Below are 23762 nucleotides of genomic sequence, written 5' to 3'. Positions count from 1 at the left end.
TGTAATGAATGAATTAGCATTTTGTATTGGGTGTTAAAAAAACATTTTGGTATCTAATGAACAATTAATGAGATATAAATCGCGAGGATAAGAACAGGAGTAGGCAATTAGTAAATTATTTCTAAAGGGGTGCATAAGAAAAACCGGGCAGAATCCGCCCGGTCCAGTTTGAATCGTTAACATCCGAATAAAATTATGCTGCTGGGTTAACTTCTAGTTCCACTTTAATTTTGATGTCTTTCCCTACAAGTACTCCGCCTGTTTCAAGAGCTGCGTTCCAAGTAAGACCGAATTCTTCACGGTTTATTTTTGCTTCTGCTTCAAATCCGTAAACTTCTACGCCCCAAGGATTTGTACCTTTACCATTAAATTCAACAGAAAACGTTACTGGTTTCGTTACCTCTTTAATCGTTAAGTCACCAGTTACACGATAGTTATCTCCATCTTTTGTAATGCTAGTTGATGTAAATTCAATTGTTGGGTTATTTTCTATATCAAAGAAATCTGCAGATCTTAAGTGGTTATCACGATCGTCGTTACGTGTATTGATGCTTGCAACGTCCAGTTTGAATGCAATGGAAGCTGAAGTCAAATCTGCTAAATCTGCTGCTTCTACATCGGCTGTATAAGATTCAAATTGTCCCTTCACTTTTGACACCATCATGTGTTTTACCTCAAATCCTATACTTGAGTGTGATTGGTCTACTGTCCATTTTGCCATTTTAAAATTCCCCCATTTTGTTTTTTATAGTTGTCTCGAAATCGAGATATTTATCCCAAAAAAAAGTTTACACACATATTTTTTGGTAATCAGCTGAAATCCTCAAACCCATTATTATTCTTAAATGAGTTATCTCGAATTCATTTATTTTTAACTTGAGATAAATTTATCATATAATCATTTAAAGTGTCAACACTTTATGAAATTATTTTTTGATCAACAAAATTAACGAACAAACATACAAAAAGACGCCACAGAATCAAGGACTGTGGCAATCCCCATTTGTTAAAAGCGAGTTAATTGGATATAAGCTAGTAATCTTTAAAAAAAGCCGTACACATTCATTTGATGTGATACGGCCAAGAAATTAATTGTTTACTTTGTTTTGTTAAACTGCTGTTTTATGTTTTGGTTTATTAAGATTTTCTTTATAATTTATTAGATTCTCATACCCTATCTTGTTATTTCCCCATGTTTTTTCATATTCCCAGCCTGTTAATTGTTCAAAAACCTGACGGGCTTCTGGTGTAACATCTTTTTTAGAGCCGCCATTTTTTAACCGTTCAATCTCATTTAGGAGAATAACATGATTTTCTTTTGTTAATTTGTAACGATAGGAGATAATTAATCCTCCCACTAAAAAGATGAGTGTCCCAAACAACAGGATAGAAATAATCATATTTACAGCTGATTCTGGTTGAGATCCTTGTCCGGATACAAAGCCAGCTTCTTGCAAGGCCACACTTACTAAAAAGACAGCCAACGCTTGTGTTCCCTTCCGGATTAAACTCATGACACCGGCAAAGACCCCTTCACGTCTTTGACCCGTTAACGCTTCATCTACATCTGGAATAAAGGCATAGTTATTCCAAGGAATGTAGTTCAAACCCCCGCGGCCTAAGCCACAAATTCCAATCATGACAAACAATAAAGCGGTGCTATTTAGTGTACCAGTATATTTCAATACAATGAATCCAACAATTCCAGCAATAAAGAAGAAAATTGCTGTTCTAAAAGCCGGTGCAGGATTCAATTTAATCGTTAATGTAAGAGCAATCCATACACCAAATATCTGCATGGCATACATAAACGTTAGTAAGTTAGAAGCATCAACAGCACTTTGCATGAGGGCGAATACCACAAAATAAGTAAATACTGCATTGAATACGTCTTGACTTAAATATCCTCCTAAATACATCCCTAGATGGTGACGGAATGTTTTTACACGTAAGGTTGAGAACAAGTCCGCATAAATCTTATGAACATTTTGAACGAACGTTCTTTTATTTATTGTTTTTTCTACAGGTATTTCATCAAGTGGTCGTTCCCAAGTATTTTTGTATAACAGAGTTAAAACAATTAAAAATATTACTGTGAAAATGATGCCAGAATATAAGAATGTCAGAGGATCATCTTTCCCTAATGCTTCTACAAGTCTACCAGGAATAAATGCTGCGAATACAGCAGAAGCTTGCGCCACGAACATTCTTGCACCCGTAAACTTTGAACGTACTTTATAGTCATTACTCATTTCGGCTGCAAGAGTATCATAGGGAATTAAGATCATTGAATACACAAGTTCAAACAGAATATAGGTTAATAAATAATACCAGTAATTAAATCCATCAACCCAAATTAATGTATACACAAGTACAAGAGGAATGGCAGCTAGGATAAAGAATTTACGTCTGCCAAAACGGCGGCCTAGTTTTGTTTTATGAAAATTATCGGTTATATACCCCATTGTTGGTGCTGCAATAGCATCGACAATTCGAGCAATCGCGAAGATAGAGCCAGCTTGAACAGCCGTTAAATTACAAAAAGTTGTTAAGAAGAAAAGTAACCATGCAGCTGTTAGTGCAAAGGCTCCTGCCCCTAAAAAGTCACCTAAACCATAAGACAAATAATTAATAAACTTCGGTTGTCTCTTCATTATTTCTTCTCCTTCTATTTGAAAAGATGTGATAACCTATTTTTCAACTACTATAAGTATTAAGAAATTCTGCTAATGCTAAGATCGCCAAGGATTGACCATATGGCATCGTGGTGATTCTGATCTCTTTGTAAAAATCAAGAGTATCTCCCATCCCTGTTCCGACTGATACTTTTTGTAATGCTCCTTCTTCATTCACTTCATTGATGAGTCCCTGAATGGCCTTGTAGGCTACTTCTTTATAATCCTGACTAACATATCGCTTATGTACCGATTTTAAAATTCCATATGCAAATCCTGCTGTAGCAGATGCTTCTACATAAGAGGTTGGATCATTAATTAATGTATGCCATAATCCGCTTACATTTTGGTATTTAGCAAGAGCTTCGATTTGCCTGTTCAATGTATCGATTAGGAAATCGTGAAGAAAATCGCCTTTTTTCAATTCCAAGATTTCAATAATCTCGGGAATCGCAATCGTAATCCAGCAATTTCCTCTTGCCCAGAGTGCTTCGGCATAATTATGATTTTCTTCGAATGTCCAGCCGTGGAACCATAAACCTGTTTTTCGGTCTGTTAAATATTTGATATGGATGAGAAATTGCTTTTTGGCTTCTTCCAAGTATTCCGGTTTGTTTAGCAGTTTTCCAATTTTCGCTAACGGCAGCACGGTCATCATTAATGTGTCATCCCAAAGCTGATTTTTGTTTTCTGGTCCATAGGTCATATGCTGAAGACCATCTTCGCAAGTCCGAGGCATATCATTCATAACCCATTCCGCCCATTCCTCTAAATGTGGCAGATAAGTCTGGTTCTTGGTATCCTCATATAAAAATGCCAATGTTAAAAATGGTGCCATTGTATTAACGTTTTTCGGAGGAACACCTTCTTCGAATCTTGCGTTAAACCATTCATTAATAATATCTAAAGCTTTTTGATCCTTGGTCAATTTCCAATATTTATAGATTCCATAAAGCCCTACGCCTTGAGGCCAATTCCAAACATGCCAGCTTTTATCGTCAACGATTAAGCCGTCAAAATTAAGTAAAAATTCACCTGTTTGATCTTTGATTTCTGTTAGATTATTCATTAATAAATTTATGTATTGAATAATCTCTTTCTTTTCGATGACATTAGCCTGTATCACATTAATCCCTCCAAATGAATGAACTTTGTCTTTTAAACCTGAAAACGTTTTAATGCTATACATCGATTGTAAGGAAAGCGCTTCATCAGAACCATAAAAAAAACAGAGGTCTAGTGTTAAAAAACATACTTATTCTAAAAAAATGAAGGAGCCTTACCTCATCTCAGACTACAAAAAAACCAGCACATGTGCTGGTCAGGCTGTCGAGAAAATCTCGACAGCTATTATTTTTTGTAATTACTTTAATGATTCACCGCGTTAATATGCTACAATATACATATAAATAACAGGACGGTGGATAGAATGTATAAGCCAAAAAGAGAAATACAAAACGAAGCTGAATTTGTTTTTATTGATGATTTAGTACCGCAAGATCACCTATTAAGGAAGGTGGACAAGTATATTGATTTTTCTTTTATTGGTGAGAAGGTCCGTCCTTTTTATTCAGAAAATAACGGGCGTCCTTCGGACCCTATACAGCTCTTTAAGATGATGTTTATCGGATATTTTTATGGCATTCGTTCTGAACGACAATTAGAGCGTGAAATTCAGACGAATGTGGCCTATCGATGGTTCTTAGGATTAAAGCTAAACGATACAGTTCCCCATCATTCCACCATTAGTTGGAATCGGCGAACCCGTTTTAAAGATACAAATATATTTCAGGAAATTTTTGATGAGATTGTCTTCAAAGCAATTAACCACAAGATGGTTGGAGGAAGAGTTTTATTTTCCGATTCCACACACCTTAAAGCGAATGCAAACAAACATAAATTCTCTAGAGTTGAAGTGGAAGTTGAAACACGTGAATATGTAGAAGAATTAAACAAAGCTATTGAGGAAGACAGGAGAGATCATGGAAAAAAGCCTTTAAAGGAAAAGGAGGAGGTGACCGAGAAAAAGGAAATACGACTGAGCACAACTGATCCTGAATGCGGGTTTATGTCACGAGAGAATAAACAGGAGATGTTCTGTTATCTTGATCATCGAACTACCGACATGAAGTTCAACATCATAACTGATGCGTATGTTACACCAGGAAATGTTCACGATTCCGTCCCCTATCTTTCACGGTTAGACCGTCAGGTCGAACGTTTTGGATTTAAAGTAGAAGCTGTGGCACTTGATTCGGGTTACCTGACAAATCCGATTTGTAAAGGACTTAATGAACGCAATATTTTTGGAGTTATCGCTCACAGAAGATATCAATCAACAAAAGGGTTATTTCCTAAATGGAAGTTTACATATGACAAAGATAGAGATTTGTATGTTTGTCCAAATGGTCAGGAGTTACAATATCGTACAACTACAAGAGAAGGTTATCGGGAATATAAGTCAGATCCTAAAAAGTGTACTAACTGCCCACTCCTGCCTGAGTGTACAAAATCTCAAAATAAAACAAAAGTAGTTACCAGACATGTTTGGGAGGAACATAAGGAAAAGGTTCGACTTAACAGACTTTCAAAGTCAGGTAAAATACTATATAAATTTAGAAAAGAAAAAGTAGAGCGAAGCTTCGCAGATTCAAAAGAACTGCATGGGCTTCGCTATTGTAGGTTACGGGGATTGCAAAATGCGAGTGAGCAAGTGTTACTTACCGCAGCATGCCAAAACATGAAAAAGATTGCCACGCACTTAGCCAGGTTTGAAAAAGTGTGTGGCAATCTCCAGGTTCATTCCCCCTGTTGATTGGAGCGGAAGGTGCGAAGACTCCTGCGGGAGTACGGGGCCGGGGAGACCCCGCAGGCGCTTAAGCGCTGAGGAGGCTCCCCGGCACGCCCGCGGAAAGCGAAGCAACTGGAGCGGAAATCAACAGGCCTTTGGGCAGGCAGAAAAATAAAAATTGCCGAGAAAGATACCTTTCTCGACAATCTGACCAGCACATGTGCTGGTTTAGTCAATTTATCTCTATCTTAATTACGTATTCATTCCAAGAATCTTTTCTGCTTTTTCTCTAAATAACCTTGCTCCATCTTCGGGTGAAATCTTCTTAAATAACATCTGTTCAGATATATCTTGCAATACTTTCATTACTTCTGCACTGCCCAGTGGATCAGGAGGGTCGGATGCGCTTACATTTTGAGAAGCTTTTTCAACATAATCAAAGATTTTGGTTTCCTCTTCTGCCAATTCCGGCTTGATTGCTTTGACAACCTTCGAAGATACCGGGACTCCACGGTCACCTTTAATTAACTTATTTGCTTCTACATTGTTTACAAAGAAATCGATGAACTTGGCAGCTTCTTCTTTTTGCTTCGAACTCTTAGGAATGGAAAAGAACATACTTGGTCTTAAAAATAAAGCTTTCTCTTTAGCCTGCTCTGGTGGTAGATGAAGTGATAAAGAGCTTTGAGCTGCCTCGGCAAATGCTGAAAATTGATTTGACCAGTTCCAGGTCATTGCTGAATCACCTGTAACAATAAATTCATCCTCAAGTCCTTTTACATGTGCTTCGACATCTGGAGTTGGAAAAGCATTGGCATCCACTAATCGAAGCTGTCTTTTGAAATAATCAATAAATAATTGATCGTCCGAATAGCCAAGACCAATACCATCTTCACTATAAAACCGCTCACCTTTTGTCCTTAAATAATATGAAAAAAATACATGTGCAGGATTCATTCCATTCGTGCCATACTGCCCTGTACCTTTTTGGACATCAAGTGCTATTTTCTCAAAGTCGTTCCAGGTCCAGTTCTCATCGTCCAATTTAACGCCGGTTTCTTCTAACATATCATCATTGGTTATAACAGTAAGAACATTGGAACCAAGTGTGAAGCCGTATAATTTTTCGTCCATCAATCCACCAGGAATCGCATACTCATCGATTGTGCTTGTGTCAATCGTCCCATCTACTAGATACGGCGTTAAATCCTCGAGCAAATCTTTTTTACCATATTGAAACAGATAGGCTGTATCCATTTGTATAACGTCTGGCAGCTGACTTGCTGCAGCCATTGGCGCAAGCTTCTTCCAGTAATCATCCCAGTTGGCATATTCAGCAATAATTTTCACATTTGGGTTTTTCTTCTCATACATTTCAATCACTTTCATCGTATAATCATGCCTTGGTTGTCCACCCCACCAAGCTACTCTAAGTGTCACTTTCTTATTTTCATTTACATTTCCAGTATCCTCTTCACCGCTTATACTGCATGCCGTGAAGGAAAGGAGTAGTAGTAAGCTTACGAATGACAAGCCAATTTTGCTCAAGATTTATCCCCCTTTTGACAAGAGCTTAAACCATCTATTCTCCTGCTCATTGCCAGCTGTCCCCTAAGTTCAGGTAACTTTTCGATATTCAGATGGTGTATAGCCGGTGTATTTTTTAAAAACCTGGCTAAAATATTGTGGATTATCACCAAAGCCAATCATTTCCGCAAGTGTTACCATCTTTACATCATCCATTTCCACTATAAGATCCACAGCCTTTTCAATCCTTAGCTTGGTAAGATAGGCTGAAAATCTTTGACCCGTTTCTTGCCGAAACAGTTTACCCAGATAATCCGGATTCATATAAAGGATATTATTCGCTACCATTTTAAGGGAGAGATTAGGATTACCCAGATTCTCTTTCACAATGTCTATTACTTTACTAATGACGGAAACCTGTTTTGACTTAAACCTATTATAGTAGTCTATCGTTATATTTTTCGCGGTTGTTTCGATATATTCTTGTATTTGCTGCACTGTTTCCATGCCCAACAATGCGGATGTCCCCATAAGGTAGGCTTGCATACTCTCTTTATCAACTGTTTGGACAATGGTCATGTAGAGCTGTATACAATAGGATTTTGTCATATGAATACCAAGCCGCAAATCAGCCATTTTTTCAAATATACGAGTAAGTTCGTCACCAACATCCTTGATATGCCCTGATTTGATTTTTAAAACAATCTGTTGTTCATCCATGATAAAATCTTTAGAGAAATCTGTTTGAGCTGGTAAGATATCTTTTTTGCTAATAATACTTCCTTCCCCCAAATAAAAACGGTGCTCCAAACACTCGATTGCTTCACGGTACAAACTTCTGACGTTTTGGACTTTATCCCCATCGCTTATGGCTACAGTGGTATCGCTTTTGTAGTATTGACGAAATAGTTCTCTTATTCTACCAATTTGATCATGAAGCTTTTCCAAATTTTGATTATCTTCGATTAGAAAAAGTTCATATTCCCCAATATTGGTATTTAACAAGGGAGAAGTAAATATTTCTGCGCCAATATTTTTGATCGCAAACAAATGCTCATAAGAAAATTCACCTTCAAGTTTGAAAAGAATCAGCCTGACTTGTTTATTATTCATTTCAGTATCAAAAAGCAGCTGATAGAAGTATAAATCCTCATTTGAATGGCTTTTACTTAACAAGAATTCTGTGAGGTATTGCGCTTTCATATAGGGCCGAGCTTTTTCATATTTCTCACGAAGTTGACGGATAAATGTATCCTGGTCCTTTTTATCCCTTAATTCATTTAGTACATCCTGAAGTGCGGCAGTAATTTTCTCCACATTACATGGCTTTAACAAATAATTCTTGACACCATAATGCATGGCGGTCCTTGCATATTCAAACTCACTGAATCCGGACAATAGAATAAATTTCACCGTTGGATAATTTTCGTAAACCTTCTTTACAAGACTAAGACCATCCATCCCAGGCATTCTGATATCACTGATAACAATGTCAGGCTCATTGGCGACAATTTTTTCATATGCCTCAATCCCGTTTTTTGCCGTTGCCACAAGCTCCAAATCAAGTGCAGCCCAATCGATTGCACTAGAAATGCCTTCAACAATAATCTTTTCGTCGTCTGCTAATAACACTTTGTATGCCATGGTATCACTCCGTTTTAAAAGGTAGAACCACCGTAATTGCTGTCCCTTTTCCTAAAAGATTTTCAATTCTTAAACCATACTGTTCTCCTGTGAAAAGCTTAATCCTATTATCAATATTATTCAGACCAATTCCTGTTCCTTTCGGCTTCACTATTCCCTCTTTTACCTTTTGGAGAATAAGGGGGTCAATGCCAGGACCATTATCTTCAACCCGAATCAAAAGCTTGTCCTGTTCCTGATAGGCTTGCAATTTAATCACAGAGGTATAGATTGAAGTTTCAACTGCATGTTTGAATGAATTTTCAAGTAGCGGCTGCAAGATTAATTTAGGAATCCTGCATTTCATAAAATCTGAAGGGATATCCAATTGGAATTCCAGCCGATCGTCAAACCTGTATTTTTGAATCGTTAAGTAACTAGTAACAATTTCAAGTTCTTCCTCGACCGTGATGATATCTTCTTTAAAATTTATCGAATTTCTCATTAAATTTCCAAGGGCTTCAACCATTCTTGAAATCTGCTTCTGTTTGTTGATGATTGCTAGCCAATTAATAGATTCCAACGTATTGTACAAAAAATGGGGATTTATCTGGGACTGCAGTGCTTTAAATTCTGTTTCCTTAATTAAAAGCTGCTTAGAATAATTCTCTTGAATCAACTCATCAATTCTTTGAATCATGGTTTTAAAATTCCGATATAGAATCCCCACCTCATCATCATAAATCTTAGGGGGATTTAATGTATTTACGATTGTAAAGTTGCCGTTTTGAACTTTTTGCATGGTACCAGCCAGTTCTAGAATTGGCTTCGTAATTCGACTAAAAAAATTAAAACTAAGTGAAATCAAAATAATGAACATCAACACAAAAACCAACACCAAAGAGTATTTCACAGCTGTTATCTTTGAGAACAGCCTGTTAAATGGAATAATGCTCCAGTATGTCCACCCCTCAAAATCAGTTGTGAAATAATTAACAAAGGATCGTTCCCCATTGATTTTTTCAATCCCGTATCCTTGATCATTTTCAGAAACAAAATGATAAGTATCTACATCATCCATCCCCTTTTCAGAGTAAAAAACGTGATTCCCATCTGAAATGACAATATTTCCTGCTAACTCTCCAGTTGGTTTGGGTAAATCGCTTACAATTGTATCTAAATTAACACGAATCAGAAGTTTGCCGACATTATCAAAGTTAAGGTTCTCATACGAACGGATTAAGCGGACGGAAGTTAAATTCCCATTATATCCGTCTCTCTCCATCCAATGGTTTTCCCCCTTATACTTTACTGCCTGGCTAAGAGCAAGCTCTTTTTCTGTCGCGTTTAGCGGGTTACTGCTGGAACCAGCTAAAAATCCCCTTCCTTGTGAATCATATAGATATATGGACTGTATATATTTCTCAGAACCAGCGTATTTCACTAAGAGATCTTCAATTTCCTGTTCGAGACGGTAAAAATCATACTTCTCTACATTTCCTTGAAGTTCTATTAAAATTCTTTGAATGTTTGGGTCGACGGCTATTTCATAGCTTACTTCTTCGACTTGTTTAAGTTTCTCTTCTATGCTGTTCGAAGACATCATCAACACTTGTGAGGATTTTGCATAGATTTGCTCATCATAAAGGGAAAATGCATAGCGAATGCCTCCCAGGACAAACACCAGTGCGGTCACCATAATCAATGACATGATAATAAAAAGCTTAACATTCAGCTTTGAATTATTGTAGATATTCGTAAAGTACAACCAAATCTTTTTCATGTTAGTTATAAAGCTCCTCAAAATACTTTCTTATTTTATCATAATAAAAATAGCAAATGGTTCCCATAAAATAACCGACATCATTGTTTAAAAAACAGTGAAATCAGATACTCACAAAATAGTAATAACGTTTTCTATTAAAAATAATTCGGAGCTTATCGTTACCGCCAACCCCACTTTTCCTCGTTTACGGGCACGATTCGTACTAAGCGTTTGAATATCCCACACTTTTTCATATATTAAAATTAAAACATTCCTTCAACTGTTTTCTAACTTTTCCCATATACTCTTCACTCAGAAATCCGTTGCCTCCTCGAAGTATTTCTTCGATATAATGCTCAGGTGGTGCTGTTTCCGGTTCTTTGTCTACGACAACAAATGTAAGGATGTTTGTAAGTGGCCTGCCATTTACATTGATATCGATTACTGTAGGTCGATAGCAGCCTGCATTTACACCTTCTCGTCGATATAAATAAGATAGAGCCTCATGTGGTATTTCATAGACTTTGCCTTCAACCGCCCCAGCTTCCTCGACGATATCAGCACGACCTCCGTCATGGGCTTTTCTCGTAAAACGCAAATGATAATGCTCCAAAATGCCGCGACCAATTACTTTTTGAAAATAATGGTTAACTCCAGCTAATTTGAACCTTTCAGCGTCCATACAGCTACCATAGGCAAAATAAAATAGAGGCTGTTTTTGTTTCAATAGTTGATTGACACTCCAGTCTCCGTTCTTTATTTCCTTGAGGTTTGGTGTTAATTTTTCATTAGGCAATAAATAAACAAATGCTTCATAATTCTCTGAATCTGTATTAATCAGCTGCTTTGATCGAATATAGTAATTATTTTGGTTAGAACCATAGTATCCCTCAAGCGTATCGAGCGCCTTAAGCTGTAGTTGATCCACCAGATAAAGCTCTCCGTAAACTCTGCCACTAGCGGAAGATACTAAATAAGGATAACCATTCTCTGAATCTATTAGCTTTCCAACTGTCCAGCACTGACTTGCAATACAAGGTGCACTAATCAATAGATAATGATTACTTTGATGTTTTCTTAAGGTTCCATAGACGAAAACCATATATTTTTCCACTTAACTTCACTCCTTATATTTGATTTACTACCGATTTGCCCTTAACTTCCATTGCTCAGTATATAAAAAACACGATGACAGCCCTGTCATCTCATTTTTTCATTTTCGTTATCAGCAATGTATATCAGAAAGTCGAGATATGTTATATTTTATTTGGGTTAGGCAACCTATAGTAGAATTATTAAACCTATCAAAACTATTTGAAGGAGAAACATTATGATTATTCGAGAAATTAAAAAAGAGGACAATCCTAAAATAAAAGAAATCATACAAGATTCATTAAGATCACATGGATTAGCGATTCCTGGAACAGCTTATTTTGACCCTCAACTTAACGACCTACACCACTATTATAATAATCTAAAACATGCGAAGTATTGGGTTGTAGAAATGGAAGGAGAAGTAGTTGGTGGAATTGGTATAGCACCGTTTAACGAACCTGATAAGGTTTGCGAATTGCAAAAGCTTTATTTAACTACAAAATCACAAGGCCTCGGAATCGGAAAGAAGCTAATGGAAACAGCTTTGTCTTTTGCCTCTAAACATTACGAAAAATGCTACTTAGAAACTACGAATGAATTAAAAACTGCTTGTATACTATATGAAAAATTGGGGTTTACCCTTTTACAAGAACCACTATCGGGTTCTGACCATTCTGCTATGAATGCGTGGTATATAAAATATTTGAATTAACCAAAAAAGACTCTTTAAATCAACTATTATTAGAAATTTATATACAGAGTAATAACCCGATTGCCAAAAGAAAATTATCAATAAGGTAGTTGCTCGCGAGCTACCTCCAGGCTGTTGAGAAAGTCTCGACAGCCATTTCTTTACTTTTGGTGATTTCTCCATTTCGTTTCATCCTATCTATTATGCCTTTAACCATTTATTTTTAAATTCAGGACTTTTTCGGGGGTTACACCATATCCGAGTGAATCTAGCACCACCGACATATTTGTTTCGTTTATTCAATAATTTCAGTATGGAAGCAAAGTTTCATATGGCTCACCATTGTTTCTCCAAGGTCCGTAAATGTTGCTACACCTCGTTTATGAATGGCCGTTTTGAATCCTTCTGCATCTGCTCCTGCAACTGTTAAAAAGTCACAAATATCAGTCGTTACCCCTACTATATGAACCTTTTCTACTCCTAAATTTCTTAAAGTCTCAGCTAAATTAGTTTGAAAGAATGCATTATAGTTCGTTTTAGGCGAATAAATTACATTTTCATGATCTTTATTTACTTGATACCACTCATGTAGATCTCCGTATAATTGTTGCCCTTCTGTACCTACGATATTATGTGGAGGCCATAGTTCAAAGTGTGTGTCATTTGGTTGGTGTGAATCCATGGATATGACAACTACATTTCCCTCAGCTAAAAATTTTGTTGCAAAATCCTTAATATAAGTCACTACTTCTTGTGCTGGCTTACCAACAGTTAACGTTCCATTATCAGCTACAAAATCATTACTCATATCAACAATTAATAAGGCTTCTTTTGCCATTTTGATCCAACCCCCATAAATAAATATTTTGGACTTATAATCTTATTATATTTTTTGTTGGTTCAGATACAACCCTAGTAGCTTTTTAAAGACTGAATTAGAAAGCAAAATAAAACAAAAGGATAGGAAAAAGAGACCGATGAACAGTCCCTTCCCGTCTCAAATATTTTACCTAAATGTTAATGAATGAATTTCCAGATCAAAAACTTTGCTAAACTGTAATTTTATCTCATGCATTCCGGGAGATCCTTCAAAAGATGAAGCAATAACATGTCCATTTCATAAAAATTCGGTATAATTAATAATTCTATAGGAATAATAGGTAGGTAAAAATTACTGGTAGGAGGTTAATACAGGTGAAGTCAAATGATGAAAAATCAAAGAATGAATTAAATAAAGTCGAAGAGTTTTTACTTGATAAAACTGACAATGTACAGATTGATAAGAATATCACTTCCGCTAAAGACGGATTTCGGTATGATTACAATGATTCTTCGGATTTTAATGATGACAATATCTAATAATGGCGAACCGCATAATAATATGCGGTTCTTAAAATAAGGCTCTGTTAAGGAGAGAATTTTCTCACGGAAATTCCTATGAAGGACTAATCTCACTGCGAAATCTTCTGATTTGTCTTTCATCACGCATATGAAGGACTAATCTCATTGGGAACTCTCCTGATTTGTCTTTCATCACGCATATGAAGGACTAATCTCATTGGGAATTCTACTGAATTGTCTTTCATCAACCTTTTAACCCTTGTACTCATAATCAACAATGAAATTTAACAAAGCCTAAAATAAAAACAGACAGAAAACATAAATTTTCTGTCTGTTGTCTCACATAATAGGATGGAACCATTACGACTCCATCCTTGCTGATATTTTGAAGAATCCTTGTTTACTAGTCTTAAGCTTAATGGTCCTCTGTCACGGCCATATAATCAAACTATTTATTTTTATTAAAAACGCTTGAAGAATAGTTTCCCTTATACCTAGTTGTTTCGACCTTTTTGGTTGAATTCCGGTTACTTATGCCCTGAAGACTGTTTTTATATTTCCATTGGTCATAGGTTAATAAGCCCGTACTGTCATCGTTTAAATATTTAATATAGTCTTTCCCATAAATATACATCCAAGGCTTCACCTCCATTGTTTAGTAACAATGTATGCGCTTACATTAATAAAAAACACCAAAATGATAAATAACCCCCGCTAGTTGTAACCAGCGAGGGTTTGAAATTAAATATTACTATTGCCACATATGATTTAAGTTGTTCTAAAAAGACATGTGACCCATTCGTTACTCTGTTTCTTTTCCTTCAACAAGAATCCTGCCTCTTCAAATATAGTCTCTACCCGATGGGAATTCCATCCAAGCATTCCTGACGTAATAAATGTAGTGTCCTTGCAATCTAAGAGTCTTTGGGCATTAAGGATATCGATATTTTCCTGTGTTCCGATATTGAGGAAGATCCAATCATATTTTTTGTGGATTCGATTTTTATTCTTGATTAAATCACTTTGGATCACATTCACCGGCTTTACACCATTTAATTCACACTGATAAAGAATTTCCCGTTCGACCGGTTGGATGTCATATGTATCGATGGTACTTGCTCCCTTGAGTGCTGCAGCAACACTTAATACTCCTGAACCTGCTCCGATATCCGCAACGCTCAACCCTGTAAAATCATTTTGTAATATAAAGTACAAACAATCTTTTGTGGTTTCATGATAGCCTGTACCAAAATTCCCTTGGGAGTCTAGTACAATCCGTTTTTCTTTGTCGTAATGATTCTTTCTATCCGGTGTCGTGATGACCCAGCCATTCTCAAGGAAAATATCATCAAAACTCTGCTGATAATTCAGCTCTTCAATTTCCTTAACCACCAAACTGGACTCATCAATCGCTAATAATTCTACCAACTGACGTCGTTCTCTTGCTTCGATATATTCATTTATATAGATATTAAGTTCTGTTGTTTCATTCCTCTTCTCAACAAAGGCATAGCCGTTGGCATCTGTGACCACATCTAATGGAACTTCGTAAAAGGTTTGGTAGTAACCTTTTTGATATAAATGAGTAATGATTCTCTCGATTTTTTTAGTTGGGAGTTTTACGGTTATTTCATACATGTTTTTTTCTCCTAGCAGTTGGCATTATTAATCATACTTTTTATCATTATCGCCAGTTGAACGGGAATAAAAACGGCTTAGATGACAAACACTGAAGAGCTGTTTTATGATTTTCTAATCCATGCAAAAATAGAGATTAAAAAAATGCATTATCGCGATTGGATAATATGGTAGAAGTACGACCCGCCAAGATATAGGAATCAAAGAAAAACACCTTTCGTTGAATATTGGTATTGATCCCAATCAACGGAGAGGTGTTTTTTCTATGGTTATGGTGTAAATGACAATGCCTGTTCGACACTCATGCCTTTGATGAACGAACAAATAATAGGGCTAATAGTGCACCTGCTAATGCAACCATTCCACCCCAGAAAAACGCTTGTTGGTAGCCCTCGTTTAGAGCGACTAACTGGTTCCCACCAATTGCGGAGGTTGCTGCAGCAGCAATGGAAACCAAAATGGCTAAGCCAACTGCCGATCCCACTTGGTACGTGGTGTTATATAAACCTGATGCAAGACCGGACTCTTCTGATTTAGCTTCCGATACAGCTGCCGTAGTTGCAGGAAGATAGGCAAGGGCATTTCCGAGAGCGGCCAATAGAAGTGGGATGAACACATCACTCCAATAGTGTCCATTAATCGTATTTCCAGAAAATAAGAGACCAGAAATACCAAGTATGATAAATCCGATGAACATTGTAACCTTCATACCGAATTTTGCCATTACTTTTTCAGCTAAAACAACCATGAATATGGCCATCAGAACAGGTGCCGGTAGCATGCCCATTGCGGCCATGAAAGGTTCAAATTCCAATACCTGCTGTAAATAAAGAATAAGGAAATAAATAAGCGGAAACCAAGATGCTGCTAACAAGATAAGAGCAACGTTCCCCGCTGCCAAGTTGGGCGTCCTAAAAATACCAAGCGGCATTAACGGTTCTTTTCTAAACACCTGAATGAGAATAAAGAGGATGAATAAAATCACCCCAATCGTCAAAGGCAATAAAGTAGAGAGCGCTTGCCAGCCATTATGTTCTGCTGTAACGATACCGTAAACAATCAGAATCAATGCTGCTGTAACGGAAATCGCACCGGCATAGTCAATACGACCAACTTTTCTCGTGCCTTTCTGCAGGAGTCTTGGCGACATAATTAAAACGAGAATACCAACAGGAACATAGAATAGTAATGTCCATCTCCAACTGAGTAACTGTGTAAGAACTCCACCAAGAACAATACCAATAGAGCCACCCGCCGCACCAGAAAGTCCCCAGAATGCTAGTGCCTTTCCCAGTTCCTTTTTGTTTGCACCAAACAAAATCATTACTATCGAAAGTGCAGCAGGTGCAATCATTGCTGAACCAGTACCTTGGATTGCTCGTGCTACGTTAAGTGACATTTCATTCCAAGCTAACCCTGCGAATAAAGACGCAATGGTTAAGATTGATACCCCCCACATGAAAATACGTCGGTGACCGAATAAATCTGCCAATCTTCCCCCTAATAATAGGAGTCCACCGAACAAAATAAGAAAGGCATTCATTACCCATTGCAAGTTTGCCTCCGTATAGCCTAGTGAGTTTTTTATCGCAGGTAAAGCAACTTGGATTATAGCAGTATCCATCATAACAAGAAAGTTCGCAAAAGCTAATAAAGCAAGTGCTTTCCAGCGTTTCGGATTAGGTTGTACTATTGTCTGTGATTGTGATGGCATAAAACAATTCCTCCAATTTTTGGTGTTTAATGTTTCTCTAATTTAGAAATTGTGAAGAACTTCTCGTATTTCATCTCTTCCAATTCTCTTTAGAAATTTATTGAATGTCTCCCGGTTTTTACCCTTTTGTGAATATACCTCAATGATCTTTTCTACTGTTTCGTACAATTCTTCTGATGTAAGTTTCTCCATTAGCAAGGAACCAACCTCTGCGTCTTTCCCTTTTGCCTTTCCTCCAACATATAAATCGTAATAATCTCCAATATTCATAAGGCCTATGTCGCTTAACATTGGTTCACCGCAACCAATAGGGCAACCTGTATAAGCCACCTTTAGCGTAAATGGTACTTGCTTCCCTGCTATACGGTGATTTAACTCTTTTGCCACCGGCATACCTTCCTCTACTTCCCCTTTGCAAAAATTACAGGTTCTCAAACTTTTTACGTAGTTTCCAACCGGATAACATGCTAATCCAACACGTTGAAATTCTTCTATGATTTCTTCTTTCTTATCTTCCGGGATTTCTATATAGAGTTGCTGGAATGTTGTTAACTCAATTTCCTCATCTTCATTCATATATTTTGAAATTGTCACTAGCTGTTTTGCATTTAACCTAGCACCAAACCCAATTCCTCCATTTAAGGCGTATTTAATTTTTTTTACATCGTTCCCCATATAAATCTCTCCTCTGTTATTACTCTAATTCTATTTAATAGTTTATTAGTTACCATACTTCAGTAAGGTATATAAAATAATCAAAAATATACCTGCTCCAAAATACGTTGCAAGAGGTTTGAATATTAATTGTTCAACCTTTTTTAGATTTTCGTTCAAATTATACCATTAGGGGGTATAATGTATTGTTAAAGATAACGTGCTAGTAAAAGCACGCTGGTTGTTTACTTATCGGATCGGTGACAATTTTCATTCATTTAACATCACATCTGCATTACTAATCTACTATACCCCCCTATAGTATGTCAAGGGATTTTTTAACAGCTTCAAAACACAATTGTATGTCAGTAATCTGAGCTGACCTTTTTAGTACATACTTGTTTACTTAATCCGTTCAAATTAGTTATTTCTAAACCTTATCAAGATAGCTAGCTATAATAGAACAAATGAAAATAGGCTTTACTCTATTGAAGTAAAGCCCTGCGTTAAACGGTTACATTTCTATATCTATTTCTATTTCTCGAATAGCTGTAACCTTAATTGTTTTAATTTCTGCAATTTGTTTATCGATCACCTCCGCTCTTGCTGCCATTGGTGAATCACTCTTGACAAAGCTGCCCTCTTTTAATGGCGATATATAAATATACATTCCTTTTGCTATTAGGTCTTGTTTATGCTGATTTAGGCCGATTTCCCATGTATTATTATTACAAAAATTATCATGAATGAGCTCGCCATCGATAAACGCATACCCAATATCGCCGACATATTCAATTTGAAGGAGAAGTTCCTTCACATCGTCAAAACCTTCGGGCTGAAAATCAATTATAGCTTTATTTTGGTTGGCCATTTTAACCTCTAAGCCTGAATGAATATCAATGAGCAATTTCTTATATTCCTTAAATAAGCCATGGTTCCGACAAGAAATTTCCTCTCCGGCTATTTTAATCGGTACATTAAAGCCAGGGAATGATTTTATTTCAACCGTCTCTAGCCCTTCGCTTTCTAATCTTATCTTTTCTTCGTCTACAAGTAAGGTTGCATTCGTAATGAAGACCTGCTCTTTTCCTCTAAAATGAAACTTCCAAAAATTTAAGCTTTGTTCATGTGTCAACGTACAAACATGAAGCCTCTTACCAGATTTCAACGTGATATTAACTAGACTAATCTCCTCATTACTTACTTGTATCAACGTATATTCATCAGAAATGATGTTCCCATTATCTACACTTACCTCTTGGATATCACTACTTTCAAAATAATACTCGCCATTCATTCCTTTTGGAGTGAAGAAGAAAAAGTATGTTTCACCCTGATGCTCTATGCTTGTGAGTAATTGTGTTGTTGAATATTTAAGATTTACTCCTTCCAGATCCAAGTTAAACGGAAGGATACAGCACTCATCCTTCGCTAACGACATACTATCGGTTTTAGGAAGGCGTATCTGTTCATTCTCGAGGTTCACTGTGATCGTAAAGTCTTTTTGGTCCTTTGTTTCAACATGGTCCTGATAATTATTAATAAAAACAAAACCAGAATCTTGCTGTGCTCTTACAGCGAACCTTAAAGTTTCAATATCATATGGGTCCATATCTTTCGTATCATATGGAAGGACTGTTTTGGTTTTGCAAAAGCTTTCCTCCACTGATTTATAAAAGTAATGTTGACGCTTTAGTCGCCTATATGACTCTCTTATTTGTCCGAACTCTCCAATCGGAGCTTGATAGTCGTATGATATTTTTGGTGTAGCGTTTTCATTCAAGAAAGGTATCTTTTTCCCCTTCGGATTTGAGCCGCCATGGAAAACATAATAGCCAACAAAGTTACATCCACCGGCTACCTTCATTTCTGCCATGGCGTCAACACTTTCATAGGGTAACTTAAATCTATATTTATAGAAAACGGTCATCCCTCCCCCCATTTCACAGCAAGCAAATGGCAGGCTTTCTGGACGATAAGCAGGATCAAACCCGTAGTTTTTCTGTTTGTCATTATGATAGTCTCTAAAAATGAATTCAGGTGTAGCCGGGTGCTCCTTCACATCACCATAAAAAATCCATGGCCAAAACGCGTAGCCTCCCCATAATGGCAGTACTTCTTCAACCGGTGCTGCTGCACCTCCCCAGCCTGTACTTGTATAGATTGGAGTTTCGATCCCAGCCTGGATGGCTAACTCTTTTAGTTTAATAATATGTGCATTTCCATCTCTACCTGCGGCTACCCACTCATTACCTGTTCCATTTGTGATTTCCCAGGGTGCGCCTGCATGTTCATACTCATTCTCAATCTGGGTTCCAATGATAGGTCCACCCTCTTTAAAAAGTAACCCTTGAACCTGTTTTCCAATTTCTTGATAAAACCTTTCCACATATGTCAAATACTCTTGATCATTTGAACGCAGCTCAAACGGTCTTCCGAAGAGCCAATCGGGAATTCCGCCATTTCGCGCCTCACCATGGGCAAATGGACCAATTCTCAAAATGACGCCCATATCATACTTTCCGCAAAGCTCGACGAATCTTCTTAGGTTTTTATTGGCGGCCCAATCAAATATTCCTTGCTCCTCTTCATGATGGTTCCAAAAAATATAGGTTGGGATCATATCAATCCCTGCCATTTTCATTTTGATGATTTCATCTTCCCATTTTTCACAGTTATATCGACTAAAATGGAACTCGCCGCTTATACCGAAAAACGGCCGACCATTTTTCTCCATATAGTAGTTTGTAAAACTAAATTTTTCTCCTGTTTTATTTACTCCACCAAGCTTTGTTTCAAGCGGGTATATCTCTTTTTGCGTATTTTTGACGTCAATACTATATGCTCTCATGAAAAACGATTTTCTCCTTCCAATTGGCAAACAGGTTTTAGCATCTAAAGCTCTTTTTTTAAATCCTCTCCCATAAAGACCGGGCAACCCTTGCAAACAGCAGTGCCTGTGTCCAGCGGTCGCTCACCTCGCGCTGGACTCCGTTCGTGCCACGCACTGTAATCGCATAAGGCGGCGGTCCCAGTTCGCAGATAAACGGCAGCACCTCGTCTTCCTTTGCCGCTTGACGCCAGCAGCGCATACCTTCAAGCCACCAACGTTGAAAATGCTTCAACATCGGGTCTTCGAACTCGATTTCACCTTTACCCACACTCTCAAACATGGGTATATCAATCTGCACCTGCTCCCCGTTCGATACGCGTGCGTGTATACTCTTCGTCCGAGAGAGCAGCTTTTGGAGCAGCTCTTCAGCCTCGTCCGACACCGTACGCATTTCCCCGGCAACGACATAATGTGAAAAATCAATCGTTAGTTCAAGCTCAGGCAAACGCTCTGCAAACTCCACCGTTCTCAGGAGATCCTGAGTGATGGTGCCGCGGTGCGTTTCGATATACGCTGGGATGCCAGCAGACCGCGACAGCTCTGCCATTTCCGCAAGCAGTTGAACTGCATGATTTCCTACCAGAAACGGCCTCATCACCTGTACGTTGACGAAATCGACCCTTCCAAACGATTTTGCCTTACGAAGAAAAACATCCAGCTCCTCCGCCGTTTTCGGATATGCATTGACGCTGTATGAAAGGTTGTATTGATCCAGCAACTGCTTCCATTGTTCAGCCTCCTCGCCCTCCGGCAGCATTCCGTTAATACCGTTGTAGCCCGCTTCCGCAATGCGCCGCACCTTCTCTTCCATGCTCCATTCATTGCCAGCGCCGTTATGACCTCCTAGCCCGCTCATCCCCCACCAGGACATTAAGACCTCGAGCCGTGGCTCACGCTTAGTGGACATACGGTGAATCGTACTCAACTCCGCACGGACCTCCATCCGGATTGCTCTCCAGTTCCACCGGCGTTCCATCAACACGGAACAGAGGACGATAATGTGTGGCAATGTGTGTGGCCGAGCTGTTAGCGTAGTGGCAAATAAATGAGCGGCGGAAACGATCTTTCGTCTTATTGCGGTAAGAGCCGTGAATTAAATTCCCATTGAAAAAAAGCACATCGCCCCTCTCCATTACTACTGGAATTGCCTTCTGATCCTTCGGCGGCTTTACATAGTGGGTAGTAAACGATTCCTTGGAATCGGACAACTCAGGACATACGATATCGTACTCACTTGTCTTCGGCACAACCAGCAACCCACCGTTTTCTTCATCAGCCGAATCAATTGCCGTCCATGCAGCGATACAATTGCCCGGTTCGACTTTTAAATAAAAGTTATCCTGATGAAGCGCCTGGCCCCGTGCACCAGGTGGCTTGTAATAGAACATGCTTTGTGCCGCCAGTGGTTCTTCCTCATATAAATCAGCAAGCACATCCATGACCGGTGGATGCAGCATATACCGTTTAGCTGTTTCATTAAAACGGTGTGGATGCATAACTCTCGGATAACGCTTTAGCGGGTCGGCAGTTTCCTTTTGCAAATCCGGCTCAAAATACCCCGGAATCACCTTATTGCTGATATCCTCAAAGGTTTTGTCAATCTCCGCCAGGTTCTCCTCCGTAAACAATCCTTTAACGATTAAATAACCTTCTGTTTCAAACTGTCGCTTTTGCTCATCCGTTAACATTCGATGGTTATACATCATTTCTTCATCCTCCCCCAATTCTACTGAAGTGATATTTATCACACCTTTATTATACAGATGAAATATAGACTAGAAGAAGGATGAATCTTGCTAACAATACATACGATTCTGCTATTTTTTTAAATGTGAACTTGTGGGATACCCACAGTTAAGCTAAACTATCCTTGAGAAAGTACTATTCAGAGAAGGATGAGTGCCATGGAACAGAAGAGCAGCTCAAACTATAACGGATCTACCTACAGCATGGTGATTGCTGGACATTACCATGAGAGCGACACCTATTCTATTGCACGCCCGGAGGGAATGAGTGACTGGCTTATCACATACACACTAGGCGGTGAAGGTTATTTCGAGGCGGATGGCTGTGAGCAGCGGGTAATTGCCGGTGACCTAACCCTATTGAAGCCGGGAACACCTCATCGATACGGTACGCCTAAAGGAAAAAATTGGGATTTTGTTTGGGCCCATTTTACTGGCGGATTCATGGACGCGAGTCTACTGCCACTCGATGCTTTGACCATCAAGCATATTGAGCAGCAAGGTTTAAGAGAGCGCATCTACCACGGTTTTCTCCGAATTCTATCAGATTCCCGTGAACAAGGTGCTTATTGGCACGAGCTGTGCTTGGGCGCACTGCGGGAGGTCTTGATGCTGCTCGCAAAGCAGCAATCCAGCGGGTTTGACCCGCGGATTGAAGAAACGCTTTATTTGCTCGCCCAAAGGATGCAGGAGACTGTTCGAGTTGAGGATCTGGCCCGTAGTGTTGGGCTCTCGGCATCGAGATTATCGCATTTATTTAAAGAAAACACCGGCGAATCAATTGTAGAAGCACTTAACCGCATGAGAATTAAACAGGCTGCATTGCTTCTTGCACATACGAATCGGAATGCAGCGGAAGCGGCCCATGACGTAGGCTTTCAAAATTACAATCACTTTACCCGGCAGTTTCGCAAATATACAGGGGTGACACCAAGCGAGTTCAGCCGCCAAAGCGCCCAGACCAAAGAGTAGCAGTGTCCGAATTAGTTGATTTTGTAATTCTGACAGGTTGGGGAAATTTCCATGGAGCAAGTGTCAGATTCGAGGGTTGGCGTTTATAATTTATGCGGTTTTAGAAAATGGAAAGGGCGGACAGTTTAAAATACTGTCCGCCCTCAGGCTGTCGAGAAAGTTCGACAGCCTTTTTTTTCATACCTATAGCAAATGCACTGTGTTTTTCTAATGTAGGTGGAGCGTTCGATTTATCTTCAAGACCCCTGCTTAAGGACTAATCCTTCTTGGCAGTGCGTACGATTTGTCTTCAAGACCCCCGATTGAGGACTAATCCTTCTTCGCAGCGCTTACGATTTGTCTTCAAGACCCCCGATTGAGGACTAATCCTTCCTCGCAGCGCTTACGATTTGTCTTCAAGACCCCCGATTGAGGACTAATCCTTCTTGGCAGTGCGTACGATTTGTCTTCAAGACCCCCGATTGAGGACTAATCCTTCTTGGCAGTGAGTACGATTTGTCTTCAAGACCCCCGATTGAGGACTAATCCTTCTTGGCAGTGCGTACGATTTGTCTTCCAAGACACCCAATTGAGGACTAATCCTTCCTCGCAGCGCTTACGATTTGTCTTCAAGACACCCAATTGAGGACTAATCCTTC

General features: G+C 38.6%; 18 protein-coding genes. 4 read left to right on the top strand and 14 right to left on the bottom strand.

Annotated elements, in window-relative coordinates; translation table 11 throughout:
- Window positions 1-193 precede the first annotated feature (193 nt).
- From QFZ31_RS01340 to QFZ31_RS01330, 3 genes are all read right to left on the bottom strand, one after another.
- Window positions 194-721 (bottom strand): YceI family protein, encoded by a 528-nt coding sequence (locus QFZ31_RS01340; protein WP_307300247.1) that lies wholly within the window; start codon window positions 719-721, stop codon window positions 194-196.
- Window positions 722-1109: 388 nt separating this feature from the next.
- The gene (locus QFZ31_RS01335) at window positions 1110-2654 is read right to left on the bottom strand and encodes an MFS transporter (protein ID WP_307300245.1); all 1545 of its coding nucleotides are present in this window, start codon (window positions 2652-2654) and stop codon (window positions 1110-1112) included.
- A gap of 43 nt (window positions 2655-2697) precedes the next feature.
- Window positions 2698-3744, bottom strand: a complete 1047-nt coding sequence (locus QFZ31_RS01330; protein ID WP_307311305.1) for a glycoside hydrolase family 105 protein — start codon at window positions 3742-3744, stop codon at window positions 2698-2700.
- A gap of 360 nt (window positions 3745-4104) precedes the next feature.
- On the opposite strand from QFZ31_RS01330, the gene QFZ31_RS01325 reads away from it, so the two are divergent.
- Window positions 4105-5490: an IS1182 family transposase gene (locus QFZ31_RS01325; protein ID WP_307300242.1), complete on the top strand. Its 1386-nt coding sequence runs from the start codon at window positions 4105-4107 to the stop codon at window positions 5488-5490.
- A 228-nt stretch (window positions 5491-5718) separates the two neighbouring features.
- Here the strand turns inward: QFZ31_RS01325 and QFZ31_RS01320 are convergent, their stop codons facing one another.
- From QFZ31_RS01320 to QFZ31_RS01305, 4 genes are all read right to left on the bottom strand, one after another.
- Complete coding sequence (locus QFZ31_RS01320) at window positions 5719-7014, bottom strand: ABC transporter substrate-binding protein (protein WP_307300241.1); 1296 nt, start codon at window positions 7012-7014, stop codon at window positions 5719-5721.
- A 69-nt stretch (window positions 7015-7083) separates the two neighbouring features.
- Window positions 7084-8637, bottom strand: a complete 1554-nt coding sequence (locus QFZ31_RS01315) for a response regulator transcription factor (RefSeq protein ID WP_307300239.1) — start codon at window positions 8635-8637, stop codon at window positions 7084-7086.
- A 4-nt stretch (window positions 8638-8641) separates the two neighbouring features.
- Window positions 8642-10399 (bottom strand): sensor histidine kinase, encoded by a 1758-nt coding sequence (locus QFZ31_RS01310; protein WP_307300237.1) that lies wholly within the window; start codon window positions 10397-10399, stop codon window positions 8642-8644.
- Between the two features lie 232 nt (window positions 10400-10631).
- The gene (locus QFZ31_RS01305) at window positions 10632-11495 is read right to left on the bottom strand and encodes a gamma-glutamylcyclotransferase (RefSeq protein ID WP_307300234.1); all 864 of its coding nucleotides are present in this window, start codon (window positions 11493-11495) and stop codon (window positions 10632-10634) included.
- 216 nt (window positions 11496-11711) lie between these two features.
- Between QFZ31_RS01305 and QFZ31_RS01300 the strand changes: the two genes are divergently transcribed.
- Window positions 11712-12188 (top strand): GNAT family N-acetyltransferase, encoded by a 477-nt coding sequence (locus QFZ31_RS01300; protein WP_307300232.1) that lies wholly within the window; start codon window positions 11712-11714, stop codon window positions 12186-12188.
- Window positions 12189-12462: 274 nt separating this feature from the next.
- Here the strand turns inward: QFZ31_RS01300 and QFZ31_RS01295 are convergent, their stop codons facing one another.
- Complete coding sequence (locus QFZ31_RS01295) at window positions 12463-13005, bottom strand: cysteine hydrolase family protein (RefSeq protein WP_307300230.1); 543 nt, start codon at window positions 13003-13005, stop codon at window positions 12463-12465.
- A gap of 356 nt (window positions 13006-13361) precedes the next feature.
- Between QFZ31_RS01295 and QFZ31_RS01290 the strand changes: the two genes are divergently transcribed.
- Window positions 13362-13526, top strand: a complete 165-nt coding sequence (locus QFZ31_RS01290; protein WP_307300228.1) for a hypothetical protein — start codon at window positions 13362-13364, stop codon at window positions 13524-13526.
- 750 nt (window positions 13527-14276) lie between these two features.
- Here the strand turns inward: QFZ31_RS01290 and QFZ31_RS01285 are convergent.
- From QFZ31_RS01285 to QFZ31_RS01260, 6 genes are all read right to left on the bottom strand, one after another.
- Window positions 14277-15146 (bottom strand): 50S ribosomal protein L11 methyltransferase, encoded by an 870-nt coding sequence (locus tag QFZ31_RS01285; protein WP_307300225.1) that lies wholly within the window; start codon window positions 15144-15146, stop codon window positions 14277-14279.
- Between the two features lie 301 nt (window positions 15147-15447).
- Complete coding sequence (locus QFZ31_RS01280) at window positions 15448-16860, bottom strand: MFS transporter (RefSeq protein ID WP_307300222.1); 1413 nt, start codon at window positions 16858-16860, stop codon at window positions 15448-15450.
- 42 nt (window positions 16861-16902) lie between these two features.
- Complete coding sequence (locus QFZ31_RS01275; protein WP_307300219.1) at window positions 16903-17535, bottom strand: nitrite reductase; 633 nt, start codon at window positions 17533-17535, stop codon at window positions 16903-16905.
- 493 nt (window positions 17536-18028) lie between these two features.
- Window positions 18029-20365: a beta-galactosidase gene (locus QFZ31_RS01270; protein ID WP_307300216.1), complete on the bottom strand. Its 2337-nt coding sequence runs from the start codon at window positions 20363-20365 to the stop codon at window positions 18029-18031.
- A gap of 58 nt (window positions 20366-20423) precedes the next feature.
- Window positions 20424-21332, bottom strand: a complete 909-nt coding sequence (locus QFZ31_RS01265) for a sugar phosphate isomerase/epimerase family protein (RefSeq protein WP_307300215.1) — start codon at window positions 21330-21332, stop codon at window positions 20424-20426.
- Window positions 21304-22113 (bottom strand): phytanoyl-CoA dioxygenase family protein, encoded by an 810-nt coding sequence (locus QFZ31_RS01260; RefSeq protein ID WP_307300212.1) that lies wholly within the window; start codon window positions 22111-22113, stop codon window positions 21304-21306. Before QFZ31_RS01260 ends, QFZ31_RS01265 begins: the two co-directional genes overlap by 29 nt.
- Window positions 22114-22311: 198 nt before the next feature.
- Between QFZ31_RS01260 and QFZ31_RS01255 the strand changes: the two genes are divergently transcribed.
- Window positions 22312-23124 carry a helix-turn-helix domain-containing protein gene (locus QFZ31_RS01255; RefSeq protein WP_307300210.1) on the top strand — a complete coding sequence of 271 codons (813 nt, stop codon included), beginning with the start codon at window positions 22312-22314 and terminating at the stop codon, window positions 23122-23124.
- Window positions 23125-23762: the final 638 nt, after the last annotated feature.

This window comes from Neobacillus niacini (assembly GCF_030817595.1).
Classification (GTDB): Bacteria; Bacillota; Bacilli; order Bacillales; family Cytobacillaceae; genus Neobacillus; species Neobacillus niacini_G.
This window is presented reverse-complemented; position numbering and strand designations above follow the sequence as displayed.